Genomic DNA, 17,973 nt, shown 5'->3' on the forward strand with positions numbered 1-17,973 from the left:
TTCTAAAGTATGAAATGAATTGATACTTAAGTGAGAAGTTGAATAAGAATAAAAAGAGTAATATTAATTGAAAGGAGGGGATGCAGTTGGAGCGAAACGACATTGGGAAACTTGTAATTATTACTGGAGTAACGCAAGGGTTAGGACGTGCAATGGTTGATAGGTTTCATGAATTGGGATGGAAAATAGCAGGGTGTGGACGCTCAAAAAATAAAATTGAAGAGCTTAATAAATATTACGGTGCTTCACATGATTTTCAAATAATTGATGTTTCAAATCATCACCAAGTTAGTGAATGGGCAAGTCGTATTCTTAATAGGTATAGGGCTCCCGATATGTTAATAAATAATGCATCGATTGTTAATCAAAATGCACCGCTATGGAAAGTTACCGCTCAAGAATTTGAAAGTGTAATGAGTGTAAATGTGAACGGGGTAGTAAATGTTATTAGGGCGTTCGTCCCGGCGATGATAGCTAGGAAAGAAGGAATTATTATTAATATGAGCTCTAGTTGGGGAAGAGAAGGCGAGGCTGAACTTGCGCCATATTGTGCTTCGAAGTTTGCTATTGAAGGTATCACGCAGTCTATGGCAATGGAACTGCCAAATGGCATGGCCGTAGTTGCTTTAGATCCAGGTGGAAGTATTAGCACTCCAATGCTTCATTTATGTGCACCTCAATATGTAAAAGAATCTCCTACACCTGAAATGTGGTCACATAAAGCAATTCATTATATATTAAATATATCAATAGATAAAAACGGAGATTCATTGACATGTCCGGTATGCATTTAATCTGCAGATAGGTATTAAATGTTATATTCACAGATTTGAAGGACAAGCATATATTGAAGTATGTAGGAAGCATTTGCAAATTATACATTCATCGAGAAACTCCTTGTCAAAAAGAGCGCCTGAAAGGTGCTCTTTTTTATTATTAGTACATTATGTGATGCACAAAATTACATATGAAAAATAAAATAATGAATTAAAGGTGATATTTGTTTATTTCGAATGTACTAGAAAATTTTAATATAGGTGATGGGAAATGAACCTACGCGATTTAGAATTGACAGGGGCATGGTTTCAAGTAGGAGGAAATCTTATAGCAGCTATTGGAACAACTAGAGGGTTTGCAGGAGAAGAAAAGATTGAGTCGGATCTTGTTATTGTAGGGAGTTCATTACAAGCCCTAGGATATATATTACAAATTATAGCAACTATTGATGTGAAAGATGAAGATAAATGTGAGAAGCAAGATGTAACTATAGATAATAAAAATAAAGCGCTAGCGAAAACGGGGATTGAGTTATTAGCTTTAGGTAATATTTCTAATGTAATAGGAACGTATTTTAATCTAAATGAACAAATAAAAGAAAATGATTTCCTTATAATTACTGGAAATAGTTTGCAATCAATTGGAGCTTTTTTAGGAGTAGAAGTAGCATTGAATGAGATAAGTGGAATACAGTGGATTATTGTATTAGGGAATTCAATGCAAAGTTTAGGTGCAGGATTACAAGCATATGAAGGTATTCACAATATATCAAAAGAAGAAAAGGGAAATGAAGACAGTAATATAGATAAAGAAAATCAACGTATAATAGGGCTAATAGGTATTTGGATACAGGCAATAGGTACTGTAATTTCAGCAATTGGATTAACTGAAATAGTAGAGGAACAACGATTGGAATCTAAGAAAAGGCAATGAAATACTCATTTAAATGAAGTTTGGAGTATTTCAATTTTAGAAATAGGACAAGATTGATGTGATAATTCTTTTTGTAGGCTGTTTCATATAGGTGTAGAATATACATATAAACGAACAGGTGAAAATAGCTTGTTAACGTTAGTGAGAGGCTCCTCATTTAGTTATACTATTATATGTGATTTTTGTAATGATGAGTTCTTACATACGCTTTTAGAAATAACATGATTTCATAGGTTTGATAGTGTAGGAGATGGATGGGTAAGAATTGAAAAATAAACAGTAAGGAGTTTTTCAGACATGATGTACTTATTAGCAATTCTACTTCCGCCGGTAGCTGTTTTATTTTGCGGAAAGCCGTTTCAAGCGATTATTAATTTCATTTTAACCTTAATTTTTTGGGTTCCAGGAGCGATACACGCAGTTCTTGTCGTACATGATAAAAAAGCCGACAGGCGACTTAAAAGACAAGTTCAGGCGTACGATGAAATTAATAAAAGAAATAGAAGGTAAATTGCGAGTGGAAACATACAAAAAAGAAAGGGGATTTGATTCGCCTTTCTTTTTTGTATGCCAATCAAGTTTAAATTTTAGTATAGCGGTAAGAATTTTTAATATAAGTATTATGATAATAACTTTTAGAGTGTGCGTTTAATAAACCGGTGTAAATGCTTTCTGGCACGTTAAAGAAATCATACAAACCATTCTTTAGTTGAATACGTAAAATCATAGAAAAAGGATTATAGCCAACAGCAACTATATTTTTTGAGATAACGGGAGATAGCTTCATCATTACGCAACTCCTTACTTTTTATTTTAGATGGTTTCTTGTAGATAAGGGGATTGTTGTGTTGAAATCCTAATAATTAAAGAGGTATTATATTTATATGCGATATATCAAATGTTCTTTATACGTAATTATAAGGAAGTTCACACGAAGTACATATCGTTGTGCTATTTTTATTTCACCTTTGATTTATAAATAAGAAAATATTGACCATTTGAAAAAAAGGTATATTATTTATACGAGGTATTAAAAATTCACTTCTTACATTCTATGCTTTAAGGGGCAGCATTATTAGAAAAAATAGAAGTGAAAATAGTTTGTATAAGAATTATTCTAAAATTTATAATCTGTGAATTGGGAAAATATTGAATGCTCCAGGTCAATATACTTTCTTGACTAAATGTATTTGTGAAAGTGACCTCAATATTTTTAAGTAAATCAACGGGAGAATTGAAAGGCAGGAGAAAGTAACATGTCAGAAAATTATCGTTCTCGAGAGGAGCGAAGACAAGTTCAAAAGAAAAAACAGCCAGCTTCTAAAAAAACAAAACCAAAAGGTAAAACATCGTTTTTTCGTAAATTTTTAATTAGTTGTTTACTACTTGGTATTGTAGGTTTAGTGGCAGGGGTGGCTACCTTTTTCGTTATGATAAAGGACGCGCCGAAACTTGAGAAAACAAAACTTGTTAATCCGTTATCCTCAAAAATTTATGATAAAGACGGGAATTTGGTATATGAATATGGGAAAGAAAAGCGGACGAATGTTACGTATGATCAAATTCCTAAATTGGTAGAAAATGCATTTTTAGCAACAGAAGATGCACGTTTTTATGAGCATAGCGGAGTAGACTTCAAAGGGACTACACGTGCAGTTTTAGTTAGTCTTAAAGGAGATTATGGCTCTCAAGGTGGAAGTACGATAACGCAGCAAGTTATTAAAAACTACTTCTTATCGATGGAAAAAACGTCAAAGCGTAAAGTTCAGGAAATATATTTAGCGTATAAGCTAGAACAACAGTATTCAAAACATGAAATATTAGAGATGTATTTAAATAAAATTAATTTAGGTAACCGTTCATATGGAATCGCAACAGCAGCACAAAACTACTACGGTAAGGAATTAAAAGATTTAACTTTACCAGAAGTTGCGATGCTTGCCGGTTTACCGAAAGCGCCGAATAACTATGATCCAACGAAAAAAGAAAATGTTCAAAGGGCAACAGAAAGAAGAAATACTGTACTAGGGTTAATGAATCGACATGGCTATATAACAAAACAAGAAATGGAAGAAGCATCAAAAGTTGACGTAACAAAGGGTCTTAAGCCTGCAACAGAACTACAAACAATGCCATATCCTGCATTTATGGATGCGGTTGTGAAAGAAGTAGAAAAAGAACTACCAGATGCTAATATTGGTTCTGACGGTTTAGAAATTTATACAACATTGGATCCGAAAGCACAGAAATTGGCTGATAATATTTTAAATACAAATATTATTGATTATCCAAATGATAATTTCCAAGGTGCTTTCACATTTATGGATACAAAAACAGGGGAAGTTCGCGCTATAGGTAGTGGACGCGGCGAAAATAAAGCAGTATTTAAAGGACATAATATGGCGATTGAATTAGATCGTGCAGCTGGCTCGACAATGAAGCCAATCTTTGATTACGCTCCAGCTATTGAATATTTAAAATGGGCTACTTATCATCAAATTGATGACTCTCCGTTTAAGTACTCAGATGGTCAAGAAGTTAGAAATGCAGACAGAAGTCATTTAGGACCAGTTACAATGCGTGATGCATTAAAAATGTCACGTAACATCCCGGCTATTAAAACAGCGAAAGAAGTAGGGATTAGTAAATCAAAAGAATTCTCAGAGAAATTAGGTATTACATTTAATGTAGCACCGACTGAATCAACAGCTATTGGTACAAATGAAGTGTCACCAACTGAAATTGCAGGTGCTTATGCGGCATTTGGTAATGATGGTAAGTATACGAAACCACATTTTGTTAAGAAAGTAGTTTATCCAGACGGCAAGTCACAAAGTTTTGGACAAAAACCAAAACAAGTTATGGCCGATTCTACAGCATATATGATTACTGATATGATGCGTTCTGTTGTTTCATCTGGAACAGGTACTGCCGCTAATATAGGTTCTTTAGATTTAGCAGGTAAAACAGGTACAACAAACTATTCTTCAAAACAAATAGCGCAATATAAACTACCAGAAAGTGCAACTCGTGATAGTTGGTTTGCAGGATATACACCGCAATATACGATGGCAGTATGGACTGGATATATGAAAGATGGTAAAGACGAGTATATTAGTAGTAAAAATACGAAAATTGCACAGTTGATCTTTAAAGAAATGATGAGCGAGATGGCTACAGATAAATCACGCTTTAAAATGCCAAGTAGTGTTATTCAAGAAGGTAGTGAGTTACGTATAAAAGGTGAAAAACGTGATTCATCTCCAAATACGAGCGTACCTAATACAACTGAGCAACCAAAACAAGACCAACAGCAAAAAACTGAAGAAGAGAAAAAGCAAGAAGAATTAAAGAAACAGGAAGAGCAAAAGAAACAAGAAGAGCAAAAGAAACAAGATGAACTTAAGAAACAAGAAGAGCAAAAGAAACAAGATGAACAGAATAAGCAAAATGAACAAAACAATGGAAATGGTCAAGGAACTCCAAATCCACCGAACAATGGAAATGGTCAAGGAACTCCAACACCACCAACTACAGGAGGTGGCCAAGGAACTCCAAATCCACCAACCACTGGAGGTGGTCAAGGAACTCCAACACCACCAACTACAGGAGGTGGTCAAGGAACTCCAACACCACCAACTACAGGAGGTGGCCAAGGAACTCCAACACCACCAACTACAGGAGGTGGTCAAGGGGATTCAACGCCACCAACTACTGGTGGGAACACAGGAGAGGCTCCTTCCAATAATGGACAATAAATAATGCATTTAAAAAGCACCAAGGGTACCGGGAAAAACGGTTTCTTTGGTGCTTTTTGTATTATAAAGAGTAATATTATTTTTAAATGTTAAAAGTACCATAGAAATTTTGAAAGTAAATTGACGGGAAATGATAAAAAATTTGAGTTGGAGGTATTGGATAACTAGGGCTATAAAAAGTAGCGCTACTAGGATGTGTACCATGATGCCAAAATGAAGGGGTGACTTGGTCAGTCGATTGATATTGTTGCCAAGCGGCAGGAAGTTCGATACCAACATCAGAACTAGCTGTATGAACGGCAGGAACATGTATTGAGGGAACTGATGGGACAACGGCAGTTATTCTTGGTGATACCCACATGAAGACGATCACTCCTAAGTTACAATGATAAAGTAGTATATTCTTTTAATACGTATAAAGATACATATAGATAGGACTTTCGGTTGAAACATACGTACAAAGTCGTAAGACCAATGTGAATTGATGGTGGACCATTTATTACGAAAAGATACGTCTAATAGCGGAGGGAAAAGGAATATGAAACATATACAATTGATGTGTTGATTGCAATATTTTACGTGTTTATGGAGGAACTTTAATGGAACGATTATGGACGAAATCATTTATTCAAATGACTATCGCGATGTTATTTTTATTTACAGGGTTTTATTTACTAGTTCCAACGCTACCGCTCTTTATTAAAGAGATTGGTGGAAATGAATCACAAGTTGGACTGATGATGGGAATGTTTACAATAGCGGCAGTTGTAATACGACCGATTATTGGAGGAATGTTAGATCAATATGGTAGAAGATCTTTTATTATTTTCGGACTCATATTTTTTGGGATAACGATGTATTCGTATAATTTAGCATCGACTATTGTCCTTTTATCTGTTTTACGCGTTATTCACGGAGTGACATGGGCCGTTTCTACAACAGCAGTTGGAACAGCTATAACTGATATTATTCCAGATTCACGTCGCGGAGAAGGAATGGGCTGGTATGGGATGGCGATGACAATTGCAATGGCAATCGGCCCGATGATTGGATTATGGGTTGTACAAAATTATTCATTTCATGGTCTATTCTTGTTAGCAACTCTTTTATCCTTTATGGCAGTCGTATTATCGTTAATAACGAAAATGCCATTCACGCCACAAAAAGAAAAAGGGAAAATTCAGCTATTTGAAAAATCTGTTTTATCAATTACAATTGTCATTTTCTTTTTATCGTTTGCATACGGAGGCATAACAACATTTTTACCGTTGTTTGCGTCATCAATTGATGTGAATCCTGGGACGTTCTTTCTTGTATATGCAATTGCTTTAACAATTGTACGTCCGATTTCAGGAAAACTATTAGATAAGTACGGGGAAGTATTTATCATACTCCCGGCACTATGTATTACCATTTTAGCTATAGTTGTATTAACTATTTCAAATAGTTTAATGGGTATAATTATCGCAGCGGTATTATACGGTGTCGGATTCGGTTCAGCACAGCCCGCTTTACAAGCAGCGATGCTTACAATTGTTGATCCTAGTAAAAGAGGAGTTGCTAACGCTTCATTCTTTACCGCATTTGATTTAGGTATTGGATTAGGTGCGATTTTACTTGGAGTTGTTTCACAAATGTTTGGTTACCGTATTTTATTTGCTGGTAGTGCAATTTCTGGATTAATAGCTTTAATTCTTTTCGTTGTTTTTGTAAAACAACGATTAGGTAAAAAAGATTTTGCGTAAACAGGAAGAGAAAAGATGAAAATTTCAATTGAACATGATGCTCTACGATGGTTTAAGGAAGAATTGCGTATAAGGTATGATGAATCGATTTGATTTATCCCGCTATTTGTGGGCAGAAAGACTCCCACCTCAAAATTCGGCTGGAGCAAAGAAGTTAGGTAGGAGCCCCGCTGCCCGTAAACGCCCGATTGGTGAGGGCTAATAATCAGTGGGGGATGAAAACCCCCCGACTGATTAAAGTTTCACTTTATTGTAAGGTACGGAGGAAATAGCGCAATTCATCCAGGATATTCTTTAGGAATTGTTTCTGAGAAACCATTTCGGGAAATAGTGTCAGTTGAGAAAGACGGTATTGTATTTTTATAGATTTTGATAGTCTTTGGTACTTTCAAAACTATGATTTAGTTGTAAGCTATCGTAAAGGAACGGAAGAAATTTAATTTAATTATGTAAAATAATAATTTTATTAAAAGTAAATAAATTTTATATAAGAATTATATTTATGGGAATATAAAATAAATATTATAAAAAAACGAGCTGTGCATGAATGCAGCTCGTTTTTTTATATTTGTTAAAGAAAAAGAGATTAAAGGTGTATTTAGTGGGATTATATGGATAATTGTTATATTTCGTTTTTAACAATTGTAAAAGGATGTCTGTCCTTTCTTTATAAAAGATGAAAGTTATTTTTGAAAAATTGTATTATTACATCGGTAAAAGTATAGGAAACTTATCATTATAAAATAAATTGAAATCTTCTAAAAACTCTGATACATTGAAATAGAAATGTAGTTTCACAGTATTGTAAAGGCTTACAGTTATGTGCACGAAGATCTATTAGGATTGGAGGAAATAATGATGAAAGCTGAAGAAAAATTTTCCCCGGGATTAGATGGTGTTGTAGCAGCGGAGACGAAAATTTCGTTTCTTGACACAGTAAAAGGTGAAATTGTAATTCAAGGGTATGATTTAATCGAACTCTCAAAAACAAAAGAGTATTTAGACATTGTGCATCTTTTATTAGAAGAACAGCTACCGAATGAGGATGAAAAAGAAACAATTGAAAAGAAATTAAAAGAAGAATATGCAGTGCCAGAAGGTGTATTTAATGTGCTAAAGGCATTGCCTAAAGAAACGCATCCTATGGACGGGTTACGTACAGGTGTGTCTGCATTAGCTGGTTACGATAGTGATATCGAAAACCGCTCGTTAGAAGTGAATAAAAGTCGAGGATACAAGCTTTTAAGTAAAGTGCCAAATATCGTAGCGAATAGCTATCATATTTTAAATAACGAGGAGCCAATTCAGCCCCTTCAAGAATTGTCATATAGTGCGAATTTCTTCTATATGTTAACTGGTAAAAAACCAACTGAACTTGAGGAAAAGATCTTTGATCGTTCCCTTGTTTTATATAGTGAACATGAAATGCCAAACTCTACATTTACAGCTCGCGTAATTGCATCAACACAATCGGATTTATACGGCGCTCTAACAGGTGCAGTTGCATCTTTAAAAGGAAGTTTACATGGTGGTGCAAATGAAGCGGTTATGTACATGCTTTTAGAAGCTGGCAATGTTGAGAAATTTGAAGAACTATTACAGAAGAAACTTTATAACAAAGAAAAAATCATGGGCTTTGGACATCGCGTATATATGAAGAAGATAGATCCAAGAGCACTTATGATGAAGGAAGCTTTAAAACAGCTTTGTGATGTAAAAGGCGATTATACACTATATGAAATGTGTGAAGCTGGAGAGAAGATTATGGAGAAGGAAAAAGGCATTTATCCGAATCTTGATTACTATGCTGCTCCAGTATATTGGATGCTTGGTATTCCAATTCAACTTTACACACCAATCTTCTTTAGTTCTAGAACAGTAGGGTTATGTGCACACGTAATTGAGCAACATGCGAACAATCGTTTGTTCCGTCCACGTGTAAATTATATTGGCGAGCGACATGCATTTAGTAAATAAAAACAACTGGGGAGTTGTTAGCGCCGCCCGCCAGATGGGTGTTTGACCGACACCCATCATTAATAATAACGAATTTTCGACAGAAAGGGAAGAATAGTATGATTAAAACAAATGAAATTAAACAAAAAGATGCATTATTAGAAGAAATTACGGATTATGTATTAAATAAAGAGGTTACAAGTGCAGAAGCATTCAGCACTGCTCGCTACGTATTACTTGATACACTTGGATGCGGAATTTTAGCGCTACAATATCCAGAGTGTACAAAATTATTAGGACCAGTTGTACCAGGAACAATCGTGCCAAATGGTACACGCGTACCAGGTACGTCATATGTACTTGATCCAGTAAAAGGCGCATTTAATATCGGATGTATGATCCGTTGGTTAGACTATAACGATACTTGGCTTGCCGCAGAATGGGGACATCCATCTGATAACTTAGGCGGAATTTTAGCAGTAGCAGATTATATTAGCCGTGTTCGTATTTCAGAAGGAAAAGAACCATTAAAAGTACGTGAAGTGCTAGAAATGATGATTAAAGCACATGAAATTCAAGGTGTACTTGCTTTAGAAAACAGCTTAAACCGTGTTGGTCTTGACCATGTATTATACGTAAAAGTAGCAACAACTGCGGTAGTTGCGAAAATGCTTGGCGGAACGCGTGAAGAAATCTTTAATGCATTATCACATGCGTGGATTGATAATTCTAGTCTTCGTACATATCGTCATGCTCCAAATACTGGTTCACGTAAATCATGGGCAGCAGGAGATGCGACGAGCCGCGGTGTTCATCTTGCAATGACTGCTTTAAAAGGTGAAATGGGTTACCCAACAGCATTATCTGCGCCAGGATGGGGATTCCAAGATGTATTATTTAATAAGCAGGAATTAAAATTAGCAAGACCACTAGAATCTTATGTAATGGAAAATGTATTATTCAAAGTGTCATTCCCAGCAGAGTTCCATGCACAAACAGCTGCAGAATGTGCTGTGAAATTATATCCTGAAATTAAAGAAAGATTAGAAGAAATTGATCGTATTACAATTACAACTCATGAATCAGCAATTCGTATTATCGATAAAGAGGGACCATTAAATAACCCAGCTGATCGCGATCATTGCTTACAATACATTACGGCAATTGGTTTATTAAAAGGAGATATCGTTGCGGATGATTATGAGGATGTAGCAGCGAATGATCCACGTGTAGATGAATTACGTAATAAGATGGTTGTTGTTGAAAACAAACAGTACAGTTTAGATTACCTTGATCCGAACAAGCGCTCAATCGCCAACGCTGTTCAAGTTCATTTTAAAGATGGTACTGTAACAGAAAATGTGGAATGTGAATACCCACTTGGCCACCGTTTCCGTAGAGACGAAGCGATTCCAAAAGTTGTTCAAAAATTCACTGCAAATATGGCAGGTCATTATTCTAGTAAGCAACAAGAAAAAATTCATGAAGTTTGTCTAAATGAAGAAAAACTAGAAAATATGAATGTAAACGAATTTGTAGATCTATTCTTAATTTAATAATAGGGGGAATTTAGAATGGCTTGGGTTGTGAATAAACAGTCAACACAAGAGGAGCTTGCGAATCGCTTCCGAGCTTTAGTGGAAGCAAATGAAATTTTACAAATTCCAGGTGCTCATGATGCAATGGCGGCTCTTGTTGCGAAAAATACAGGTTTTTCAGCTCTTTATTTATCGGGAGCTGCTTATACTGCAAGTAAAGGGCTACCAGATTTAGGAATCGTGACGTCTACTGAAGTAGCAGAGAGAGCAAGGGATCTAGTAAGAGCTACAGATTTACCAGTTCTTGTTGACATTGATACAGGATTTGGTGGAGTACTAAACGTAGCGAGAACAGCTGTAGAAATGGTGGAAGCGAAAGTTGCGGCTGTTCAGATTGAAGATCAACAATTACCAAAGAAATGTGGACATTTAAATGGTAAGAAACTTGTTACTACAGAAGAATTAGTTCAAAAAATTAAAGCGATTAAAGAAGTTGAGCCAAGTTTATATATTGTAGCACGCACAGATGCTCGCGGCGTGGAAGGATTAGATGCAGCGATTGAAAGAGCGAACGCATATGTAAAAGCAGGGGCAGATGCAATATTCCCAGAAGCGCTTCAATCGGAAGAAGAATTCCGTTTATTTACTAGCAAAGTGAATGCACCTTTACTAGCAAATATGACTGAGTTCGGGAAAACACCATATTATAGTGCAGAGGAATTTGCGAATATGGGCTTCCAAATGGTAATTTATCCTGTAACTTCACTTCGTGTTGCTGCAAAAGCATATGAGAATGTGTTTACGCTAATTAAAGAGACAGGTTCTCAAAAAGATGCACTTTCTAATATGCAAACGAGAAGTGAGTTATATGAAACAATTTCATATCATGACTTTGAAGACTTAGATACTGGAATTGCAAAAACAGTATTATCTGAAGATCAATAGGTAGAAGGACTTAGGCGATGAGAATACATCTTTGGCAACACGAACTGCTTGATGTGAAAAATCATCGCCTTCTGTTTTCAATAGTAAGATATTCCACTCATCGTAGACGAGCATATGCAAAAAGCAATGAAGGCCGAAATGATAGGGGGATTCAGATGGAGAAAACGAAGTTACCATGGGATGAATTTTTTTCACTCAATAAAGATGTGAATAATACTTTTTTTACACCAGAAGATTTTTCAGGGGATGAAGATTTAATTGCAAAAACGACAGAACAATTCGTTAAACAAGAAATTGTCCCACAAATGGAGAATATTGAACAACATAACTATAAAGTTTCTCGTCAATTATTTGAGAAAGCTGGGGAACTTGGATTATTAGGCATTGAGGTACCAGAAGATTATGGTGGATTCGAGTTAGGAAAGGCTGTCTCAGGTCTTGTAGCAGAGAAAATGGGTTACGCTGGTGCATTTAGCGTTTCTTTTAATATACACGCCGGTGTAGGTACATTGCCTTACATATATTACGGAACGAAAGAACAGAAAGAAAAATATTTACCGAAAATCGCATCGGGAGAATGGATTGGGGCTTATGCTTTAACTGAGCCAAATGCTGGTTCTGATGCATTAAGTGCAAAAACGAGTGCAGTATTGAATGAAGAGGGTACTGCTTGGAAGTTGAATGGTGAGAAGCAGTGGATTACAAATGCTCATATGGCAGATGTATACGTTGTTTTTGCGAAGACAAATAAAGGAATGACAGCGTTTATTGTCGAAAGAACATGTGAAGGTGTATCAATAGGATTAGAAGAAAAGAAGATGGGGATTAAAGGTTCTTCAACAGCGACGCTTATTTTAGAAGATGTTGTCATCCCCGCTGAAAATGTTTTAGGGGAAGTTGGGAAAGGGCATCACGTAGCTCTTAATATTCTTAACTTCGCGAGACTAAAACTTGCTTTTGGAAATATTGGAACAGCAAAACAAGCAATTGGTTTGTCAGTTCAATATGGAAAGGAACGAAAGCAGTTCCAAACAGAATTAGTAGATTTTACGATGATTCAAGAGAAAATTGCAAATATGATTATTTCTACATATGGAGCAGAAAGTGCAGCTTACCGTACAGCGGGTGTAATTGATGAAGCAATTCATGAGAGTGATGAAGATCTTATGAAAAAAATGTCCCAATTTGCAATTGAATGTGCACTTAATAAAGTAAATGCTTCTGAAACACTTGGCAATATTGTAGATGAGGCTGTACAAATTCATGGTGGATACGGTTATATGCAAGAATACGAAGTAGAACGTTTATATCGTGATGCTAGAATTAGCCGTATTTTTGAAGGAACGAACGAAATTAATAGATTAACAGTTGCTAAAATGTTAATGAAACAATTTGAGCAAATTGAAGATCATGTAGTAGAAAGTGATATATCAAATGTAGAAAGAAACCATTGTTACATTTTATTATCGAAAAAATTGTTGAAACAATCTTTGAAAACGCTCTCTAAAACTCCGGACTTAAAAATTGATCAGGAGCAAGAATATTCACGTGTACTATCAAATATGTTGACGGACGTGTACGTCATGGAATCAGCATTTTTACGTACGAGGAAAGCAGTTAGTAAAAATGGTGAGGAAAAAGAGCGTACGAAGCAAATGATAACAGATGTTATTTGTGAAGAAGGATATCGTAAAGTAGAAGAAGCTTCGATTTCCATTCTTTCAGCAGCTGTCACAGAAGAACAAAATAGACAAGAAATATTAGCTGAAATCCGTCAATTATTAGTGCCTTTATACTCGAACTTATTTACGAAAAAGAGAGACATTGCGAAAGTTATTATAAATCGCGGGAAATATATTGTGTAAATAGGAGGAAAGCGATATGAAAAAGATTGGTTTTATCGGTTTAGGTAACATGGGTCTTCCAATGTCTAAAAATTTAGTCAAATCGGGCTACACAGTATATGGAGTGGACTTGAATAAAGAGGCTGAAGCTTCCTTTGAAAAAGAAGGAGGAATTATCGGCTTATCAATCTCAAAACTAGCAGAGACATGCGATGTGATTTTTACAAGTTTACCTTCACCTCGTGCTGTGGAAGCGGTATATTTTGGGGAAGAAGGATTATTTGAAAATAGCCACTCGAATGTAGCTTTAATTGATACAAGTACAGTATCTCCACAATTAAACAAACAATTAGAGGAATCGGCGAAGGAAAAGAAAGTAGACTTTTTAGCAGCACCTGTTAGTGGCGGGGTAATTGGTGCAGAAAACCGTACATTAACGTTTATGGTTGGTGGATCGAAAGAAGTATATGAAAAAACTGAATCTGTCATGGAAGTACTTGGAGCGAATGTTTTCCATGTTAGTGAGCAGATTGATAGCGGTACAACTGTTAAATTAATTAACAATCTATTAATTGGTTTTTATACAGCTGGTGTGAGTGAAGCTTTAACATTAGCGAAAAAGAACAATATGGATTTAGATAAAATGTTTGATATTTTAAATGTAAGTTACGGTCAAAGTAGAATTTATGAGCGTAATTATAAAAGTTTTATTGCATCAGAAAATTATGAGCCGGGCTTTACTGTAAATTTATTAAAGAAAGATTTAGGATTTGCGGTAGATTTAGCTAAAGAAAGTGAACTTCACTTACCAGTAAGTGAGATGCTATTAAACGTATATGAAGAAGCGAGTGAGGCAGGATATGGTGAAAACGATATGGCTGCTTTATATAAGAAAGTTAGCGAACAATTAATTTCTAATCAAAAATAGTGCACTTATAAAAATCATGATAAAAAAGGAGAGAATATAATGATTACAACTGAAATTAAACGCGTGAAAAATCATATTAATGGCGAATGGGTAGAATCTACTGGTACTGAAGTAGAAGCGGTTCCGAATCCGGCAACTGGAAAAATCATCGCTTACGTTCCACTTTCTCCAAAAGAAGATGTTGAAAAAGCTGTTGAAGCGGCAAAAGCGGCATACGAAACATGGTCTAAAGTGCCAGTTCCAAATCGTTCAAGACAACTATACAAATATCTACAACTGTTACAAGAAAATAAAGATGAGCTTGCAAAAATCATTACGCTAGAAAACGGTAAAACGCTAACGGATGCAACTGGTGAAGTACAGCGTGGTATTGAAGCGGTAGAACTTGCAACATCAGCACCAAATTTAATGATGGGACAAGCTCTTCCGAATATTGCTAGTGGAATTGATGGATCGATTTGGCGCTACCCAATCGGAGTTGTTGCTGGTATTACACCGTTTAACTTCCCGATGATGATTCCGTTATGGATGTTCCCACTTGCAATTGCTTGCGGTAATACATTCATATTAAAAACATCTGAAAGAACACCACTTTTAGCTGAGCGACTTGTAGAGTTATTCTATGAAGCTGGTTTTCCAAAAGGGGTATTAAATTTAGTACAAGGCGGAAAAGATGTTGTAAATAGTATTTTAGAAAATAAAGATATTCAAGCAGTTTCGTTTGTTGGCTCTGAGCCAGTGGCACGCTACGTATATGAAACTGGTACAAAAAATGGTAAACGTGTACAAGCGTTAGCAGGTGCGAAAAACCATGCGGTTGTTATGCCAGATTGCAACCTTGAGAAAACAGTACAAGGTGTAATTGGGTCTGCGTTTGCAAGTAGTGGAGAGCGCTGCATGGCATGTTCAGTAGTAGCAGTAGTTGATGAAATTGCTGATGAATTCATTGATGTATTAGTAGCAGAAACGAAGAAGTTAAAAGTAGGTGACGGTTTCAACGAAGATAATTATGTTGGACCATTAATCCGTGAATCTCATAAAGAACGTGTTTTAGGCTATATTAATAGTGGTGTAGCAGATGGAGCAACTTTACTAGTAGATGGCCGTAAAATCAATGAAGAAGTTGGAGAAGGTTACTTTGTTGGTGCAACAATCTTCGATGGCGTAAATCAAGAGATGAAAATTTGGCAAGATGAAATTTTCGCTCCGGTATTAAGTATTGTAAGAGTTAAAGATTTAGAAGAAGGTATCAAACTGACAAATCAATCTAAATTTGCAAATGGTGCGGTTATTTATACATCAAATGGTAAGCATGCACAAACATTCCGTGATAACATCGATGCTGGTATGATCGGTGTAAACGTAAACGTTCCAGCACCAATGGCATTCTTCGCATTTGCAGGAAACAAAGCTTCATTCTTTGGGGATCTTGGTACAAATGGTACGGATGGCGTTCAATTTTATACACGCAAAAAAGTTGTAACTGAGCGCTGGTTTTAATAAAGTGAAATGATAATGAGTGGGGTGCATTCCCACTCATTATAAAAATAATACAAACGAAAATACACTACCCATAATGGAGTAGTGTATTTTCGTTTGTATTGTGTTAACTATTTCTTTCAAAGGCCAATTTAATACCAAACCCAATTAAGACGATTCCTGTAATTCCTTGAATATAACGCTGTGTCTTCGGTTTTTTCATAAAAGCACTAATTTTATCAATTAAAAATATATAAAAAGCAAACCAAATGACTGTTAAAATGAGATAAGTAAGTCCCATAACGAGAAGTTGTATAAATGTATTATGATTTGGATTTAAAAACTGTGGTAAAAAAGTTAAAAAGAAGACTGCAATCTTAGGGTTTAGTAAATTTGTAAGAAACCCTTGGCGAAAGCAAGAAGTATGTTTATTGTCATTATTTATTGGAACGTCATTTGTATTTAAGTCTCCGGTGTTTCTTACTGCTAAAAGGGCTTTAATACCAATATAGACTAAATATACAGCACCAACATATTTAAAAATAGAAAATAAAAGAGCAGACTTTACAATAAGTGCCGAAAGACCAATTACAGCAGCTAAAGTGTGAATTAAAAGTGCAACACAAGTACCAAAAACAGTTTTTACGCCGCCAATTTTGCCAGCAACCAATGTGTTTTTCGTAGCCATTGCTGTATCAGGACCGGGTAGAATAATAAGACATATAGACATAATAATAAACAGAAAAAAATTTTCCATAATGTTATCCGCCTTCCTTTGTTGTTTTTAGAAAATTCGATTAACGTTAGTTTAACATACATTTTAGTTAAATAAAATTAAATTATATTTAAAATTATTTAACTAAAAAGAAGAGGCCATATAGAGTAGCTGAGAGTGAGCTACAATATATGACCTCTTTGTTTAGGCGTTAAGTAAGTTAAAGAATCGATTTACATCTTCTTCTGAAACATCACTTAATTGTTTATATTTATAATTTGGATTTTGGTCTTTATCAACTACAACGGAGCGTACTCCTTCAAAGAAATCTTCATGTCGCATGAAATTTTTAGCGAGTATAAGATCTGTCGCAAAACATTCTTCAACTGACTTTTCTTGGCCATCGATAAACTGTTTTAATGTTACCTTTAATGAAACAGGGGATTTTGATAATAACTGTTCTTTCGTTGTTTGGGCAAATGGACTTTGATTTTTCTCTAAAGATTGAATGATTCCTTCAATTGTATCGAATGCAAAATGCGAATTAATTTCTTCTAATAAAGAAGAAAGATTGCCATCTAAGTTTGGAGCGGTTGCAAATGTACGAATAACTTCTTTTAAATGAGTATGTACATCTTCTTTTTGCCAATTTACATTTTCAAGTGCGGTAAGGAAATTTGGTAATGAATCTGATGTCATAAAGTAATCAGCAGCGTTAATGTATAATACATCAGGAGCTTTTAAAATGGATGCTGTTAAAGCAACATATCGGCCAGTATATCCAGGCGCTTTATTTAAGAAATAAGCAGCACCGACATCAGGGAAGAAACCGATGTTCATTTCAGGCATTGCCCACTTCGTACGCTCTGTTACAATTCGATACGTAGCTCCATTTGTCAGACCGACACCACCGCCCATTACGATTCCATCTAAACAAGCGATAATTGGTTTTTTGTATTGATAAATAAATGTATCAATTTCATATTCTTCTTCAAAAAACTGCTCTGCATGTTGTAATGCAACTTCGTTAGAACGTGCTTCGTATAGCGTTTTAATATCACCACCTGCACAAAAACCTTTCGTCCCAGCTCCTTTTAAAACGATGAGTTCAATACGCTCATCTTGCTCCCATTCTTTAAGTTTTTGCCCAATTGGCTGTAACATGTCATAGGATAAAGAATTGAGTGCTTTTGGACGGTTTAAAGTAATTGATGCAACGCCGTTTTCGCTAACAGAAAATAAAACGTGTTCAGTCATTAAAAATCCTCCCTTATTTATCTTCTTATTCTTATTTCTTGATACATGCTGAAATGTCCTCTATAATTTTTGTCTAAATTAGGTGCTTAATGTTATTA

General features: G+C 35.4%; 15 protein-coding genes and 1 pseudogene. 12 read left to right on the plus strand and 4 right to left on the minus strand.

The window, feature by feature from the left end; genetic code table 11:
- The first annotated feature begins 86 nt into the window (after positions 1 to 86).
- The 3 genes from EXW56_RS11185 (at position 87) to EXW56_RS11195 (ending at position 2,220) form a co-directional block, all read left to right on the plus strand.
- The gene (locus tag EXW56_RS11185; protein WP_002200587.1) at positions 87 to 794 is read left to right on the plus strand and encodes an SDR family oxidoreductase; all 708 of its coding nucleotides are present in this window, start codon (positions 87 to 89) and stop codon (positions 792 to 794) included.
- Positions 795 to 1,047: 253 nt separating this feature from the next.
- Positions 1,048 to 1,710, plus strand: a complete 663-nt coding sequence (locus EXW56_RS11190; protein WP_002157943.1) for a DUF6944 family repetitive protein — start codon at positions 1,048 to 1,050, stop codon at positions 1,708 to 1,710.
- 297 nt (positions 1,711 to 2,007) lie between these two features.
- The gene (locus EXW56_RS11195) at positions 2,008 to 2,220 is read left to right on the plus strand and encodes a YqaE/Pmp3 family membrane protein (protein ID WP_002065263.1); all 213 of its coding nucleotides are present in this window, start codon (positions 2,008 to 2,010) and stop codon (positions 2,218 to 2,220) included.
- A gap of 70 nt (positions 2,221 to 2,290) precedes the next feature.
- On the opposite strand, the gene EXW56_RS11200 is transcribed toward EXW56_RS11195, so the two are convergent.
- Positions 2,291 to 2,500: a KTSC domain-containing protein gene (locus tag EXW56_RS11200; protein WP_002200586.1), complete on the minus strand. Its 210-nt coding sequence runs from the start codon at positions 2,498 to 2,500 to the stop codon at positions 2,291 to 2,293.
- Positions 2,501 to 2,966: 466 nt separating this feature from the next.
- Between EXW56_RS11200 and EXW56_RS11205 the strand changes: the two genes are divergently transcribed.
- Positions 2,967 to 5,468: a transglycosylase domain-containing protein gene (locus tag EXW56_RS11205; protein ID WP_098988113.1), complete on the plus strand. Its 2,502-nt coding sequence runs from the start codon at positions 2,967 to 2,969 to the stop codon at positions 5,466 to 5,468.
- Positions 5,469 to 5,550: 82 nt separating this feature from the next.
- Here the strand turns inward: EXW56_RS11205 and EXW56_RS11210 are convergent, their stop codons facing one another.
- On the minus strand, positions 5,551 to 5,829 hold the full coding sequence (locus EXW56_RS11210; RefSeq protein WP_098988114.1) for a hypothetical protein: 279 nt from the start codon (positions 5,827 to 5,829) through the stop codon (positions 5,551 to 5,553).
- A gap of 238 nt (positions 5,830 to 6,067) precedes the next feature.
- Between EXW56_RS11210 and EXW56_RS11215 the strand changes: the two genes are divergently transcribed.
- The 8 genes and pseudogenes from EXW56_RS11215 to EXW56_RS11250 all read left to right on the plus strand — a co-directional run bounded on the left by EXW56_RS11215 (position 6,068) and on the right by EXW56_RS11250 (position 15,924).
- A complete protein-coding gene (locus tag EXW56_RS11215; protein WP_002200582.1) occupies positions 6,068 to 7,213 on the plus strand; it encodes an MFS transporter in 1,146 nt (381 codons plus the stop codon).
- Positions 7,214 to 7,459: 246 nt separating this feature from the next.
- Positions 7,460 to 7,653: pseudogene (locus EXW56_RS11220) on the plus strand (HesB/YadR/YfhF family protein); the annotation flags it as partial.
- Positions 7,654 to 8,068: 415 nt separating this feature from the next.
- Positions 8,069 to 9,190, plus strand: coding sequence for a citrate synthase (gene mmgD / locus EXW56_RS11225; protein WP_002157935.1), 1,122 nt, complete (start codon positions 8,069 to 8,071; stop codon positions 9,188 to 9,190).
- 98 nt (positions 9,191 to 9,288) lie between these two features.
- Positions 9,289 to 10,725, plus strand: coding sequence for a 2-methylcitrate dehydratase (gene prpD, locus EXW56_RS11230; protein WP_002157934.1), 1,437 nt, complete (start codon positions 9,289 to 9,291; stop codon positions 10,723 to 10,725).
- An 18-nt stretch (positions 10,726 to 10,743) separates the two neighbouring features.
- Complete coding sequence (prpB, locus tag EXW56_RS11235; protein WP_002157933.1) at positions 10,744 to 11,652, plus strand: methylisocitrate lyase; 909 nt, start codon at positions 10,744 to 10,746, stop codon at positions 11,650 to 11,652.
- A 155-nt stretch (positions 11,653 to 11,807) separates the two neighbouring features.
- Complete coding sequence (locus EXW56_RS11240; RefSeq protein WP_215558435.1) at positions 11,808 to 13,517, plus strand: acyl-CoA dehydrogenase family protein; 1,710 nt, start codon at positions 11,808 to 11,810, stop codon at positions 13,515 to 13,517.
- 16 nt (positions 13,518 to 13,533) lie between these two features.
- Positions 13,534 to 14,424, plus strand: coding sequence for an NAD(P)-dependent oxidoreductase (locus EXW56_RS11245; protein WP_002157931.1), 891 nt, complete (start codon positions 13,534 to 13,536; stop codon positions 14,422 to 14,424).
- Positions 14,425 to 14,463: 39 nt separating this feature from the next.
- A complete protein-coding gene (locus EXW56_RS11250) occupies positions 14,464 to 15,924 on the plus strand; it encodes a CoA-acylating methylmalonate-semialdehyde dehydrogenase (RefSeq protein ID WP_215597475.1) in 1,461 nt (486 codons plus the stop codon).
- 106 nt (positions 15,925 to 16,030) lie between these two features.
- Here the strand turns inward: EXW56_RS11250 and EXW56_RS11255 are convergent, their stop codons facing one another.
- Positions 16,031 to 16,663 carry a LysE family translocator gene (locus EXW56_RS11255; RefSeq protein ID WP_087945885.1) on the minus strand — a complete coding sequence of 211 codons (633 nt, stop codon included), beginning with the start codon at positions 16,661 to 16,663 and terminating at the stop codon, positions 16,031 to 16,033.
- 159 nt (positions 16,664 to 16,822) lie between these two features.
- Positions 16,823 to 17,875 (minus strand): enoyl-CoA hydratase/isomerase family protein, encoded by a 1,053-nt coding sequence (locus EXW56_RS11260; protein ID WP_002202094.1) that lies wholly within the window; start codon positions 17,873 to 17,875, stop codon positions 16,823 to 16,825.
- Positions 17,876 to 17,973 lie beyond the last annotated feature (98 nt).

Source organism: Bacillus mycoides (assembly GCF_018742245.1).
Taxonomy (GTDB): domain Bacteria; phylum Bacillota; class Bacilli; order Bacillales; family Bacillaceae_G; genus Bacillus_A; species Bacillus_A cereus_U.

Excerpts from the sequence above, each read along its gene's own strand:
- EXW56_RS11190 (WP_002157943.1), top strand. The coding sequence starts at position 1,048 with ATGAACCTACGCGATTTAGAATTGACAGGGGCATGGTTTCAAGTAGGA.
- EXW56_RS11195 (WP_002065263.1), top strand. The coding sequence starts at position 2,008 with ATGATGTACTTATTAGCAATTCTACTTCCGCCGGTAGCTGTTTTATTT.
- EXW56_RS11200 (WP_002200586.1), bottom strand. The coding sequence starts at position 2,500 with ATGATGAAGCTATCTCCCGTTATCTCAAAAAATATAGTTGCTGTTGGC.
- EXW56_RS11205 (WP_098988113.1), top strand. The coding sequence starts at position 2,967 with ATGTCAGAAAATTATCGTTCTCGAGAGGAGCGAAGACAAGTTCAAAAG.
- EXW56_RS11210 (WP_098988114.1), bottom strand. The coding sequence starts at position 5,829 with ATGTGGGTATCACCAAGAATAACTGCCGTTGTCCCATCAGTTCCCTCA.
- EXW56_RS11215 (WP_002200582.1), top strand. The coding sequence starts at position 6,068 with ATGGAACGATTATGGACGAAATCATTTATTCAAATGACTATCGCGATG.
- mmgD (WP_002157935.1), top strand. The coding sequence starts at position 8,069 with ATGATGAAAGCTGAAGAAAAATTTTCCCCGGGATTAGATGGTGTTGTA.
- prpD (WP_002157934.1), top strand. The coding sequence starts at position 9,289 with ATGATTAAAACAAATGAAATTAAACAAAAAGATGCATTATTAGAAGAA.
- prpB (WP_002157933.1), top strand. The coding sequence starts at position 10,744 with ATGGCTTGGGTTGTGAATAAACAGTCAACACAAGAGGAGCTTGCGAAT.
- EXW56_RS11240 (WP_215558435.1), top strand. The coding sequence starts at position 11,808 with ATGGAGAAAACGAAGTTACCATGGGATGAATTTTTTTCACTCAATAAA.
- EXW56_RS11245 (WP_002157931.1), top strand. The coding sequence starts at position 13,534 with ATGAAAAAGATTGGTTTTATCGGTTTAGGTAACATGGGTCTTCCAATG.
- EXW56_RS11250 (WP_215597475.1), top strand. The coding sequence starts at position 14,464 with ATGATTACAACTGAAATTAAACGCGTGAAAAATCATATTAATGGCGAA.
- EXW56_RS11260 (WP_002202094.1), bottom strand. The coding sequence starts at position 17,875 with ATGACTGAACACGTTTTATTTTCTGTTAGCGAAAACGGCGTTGCATCA.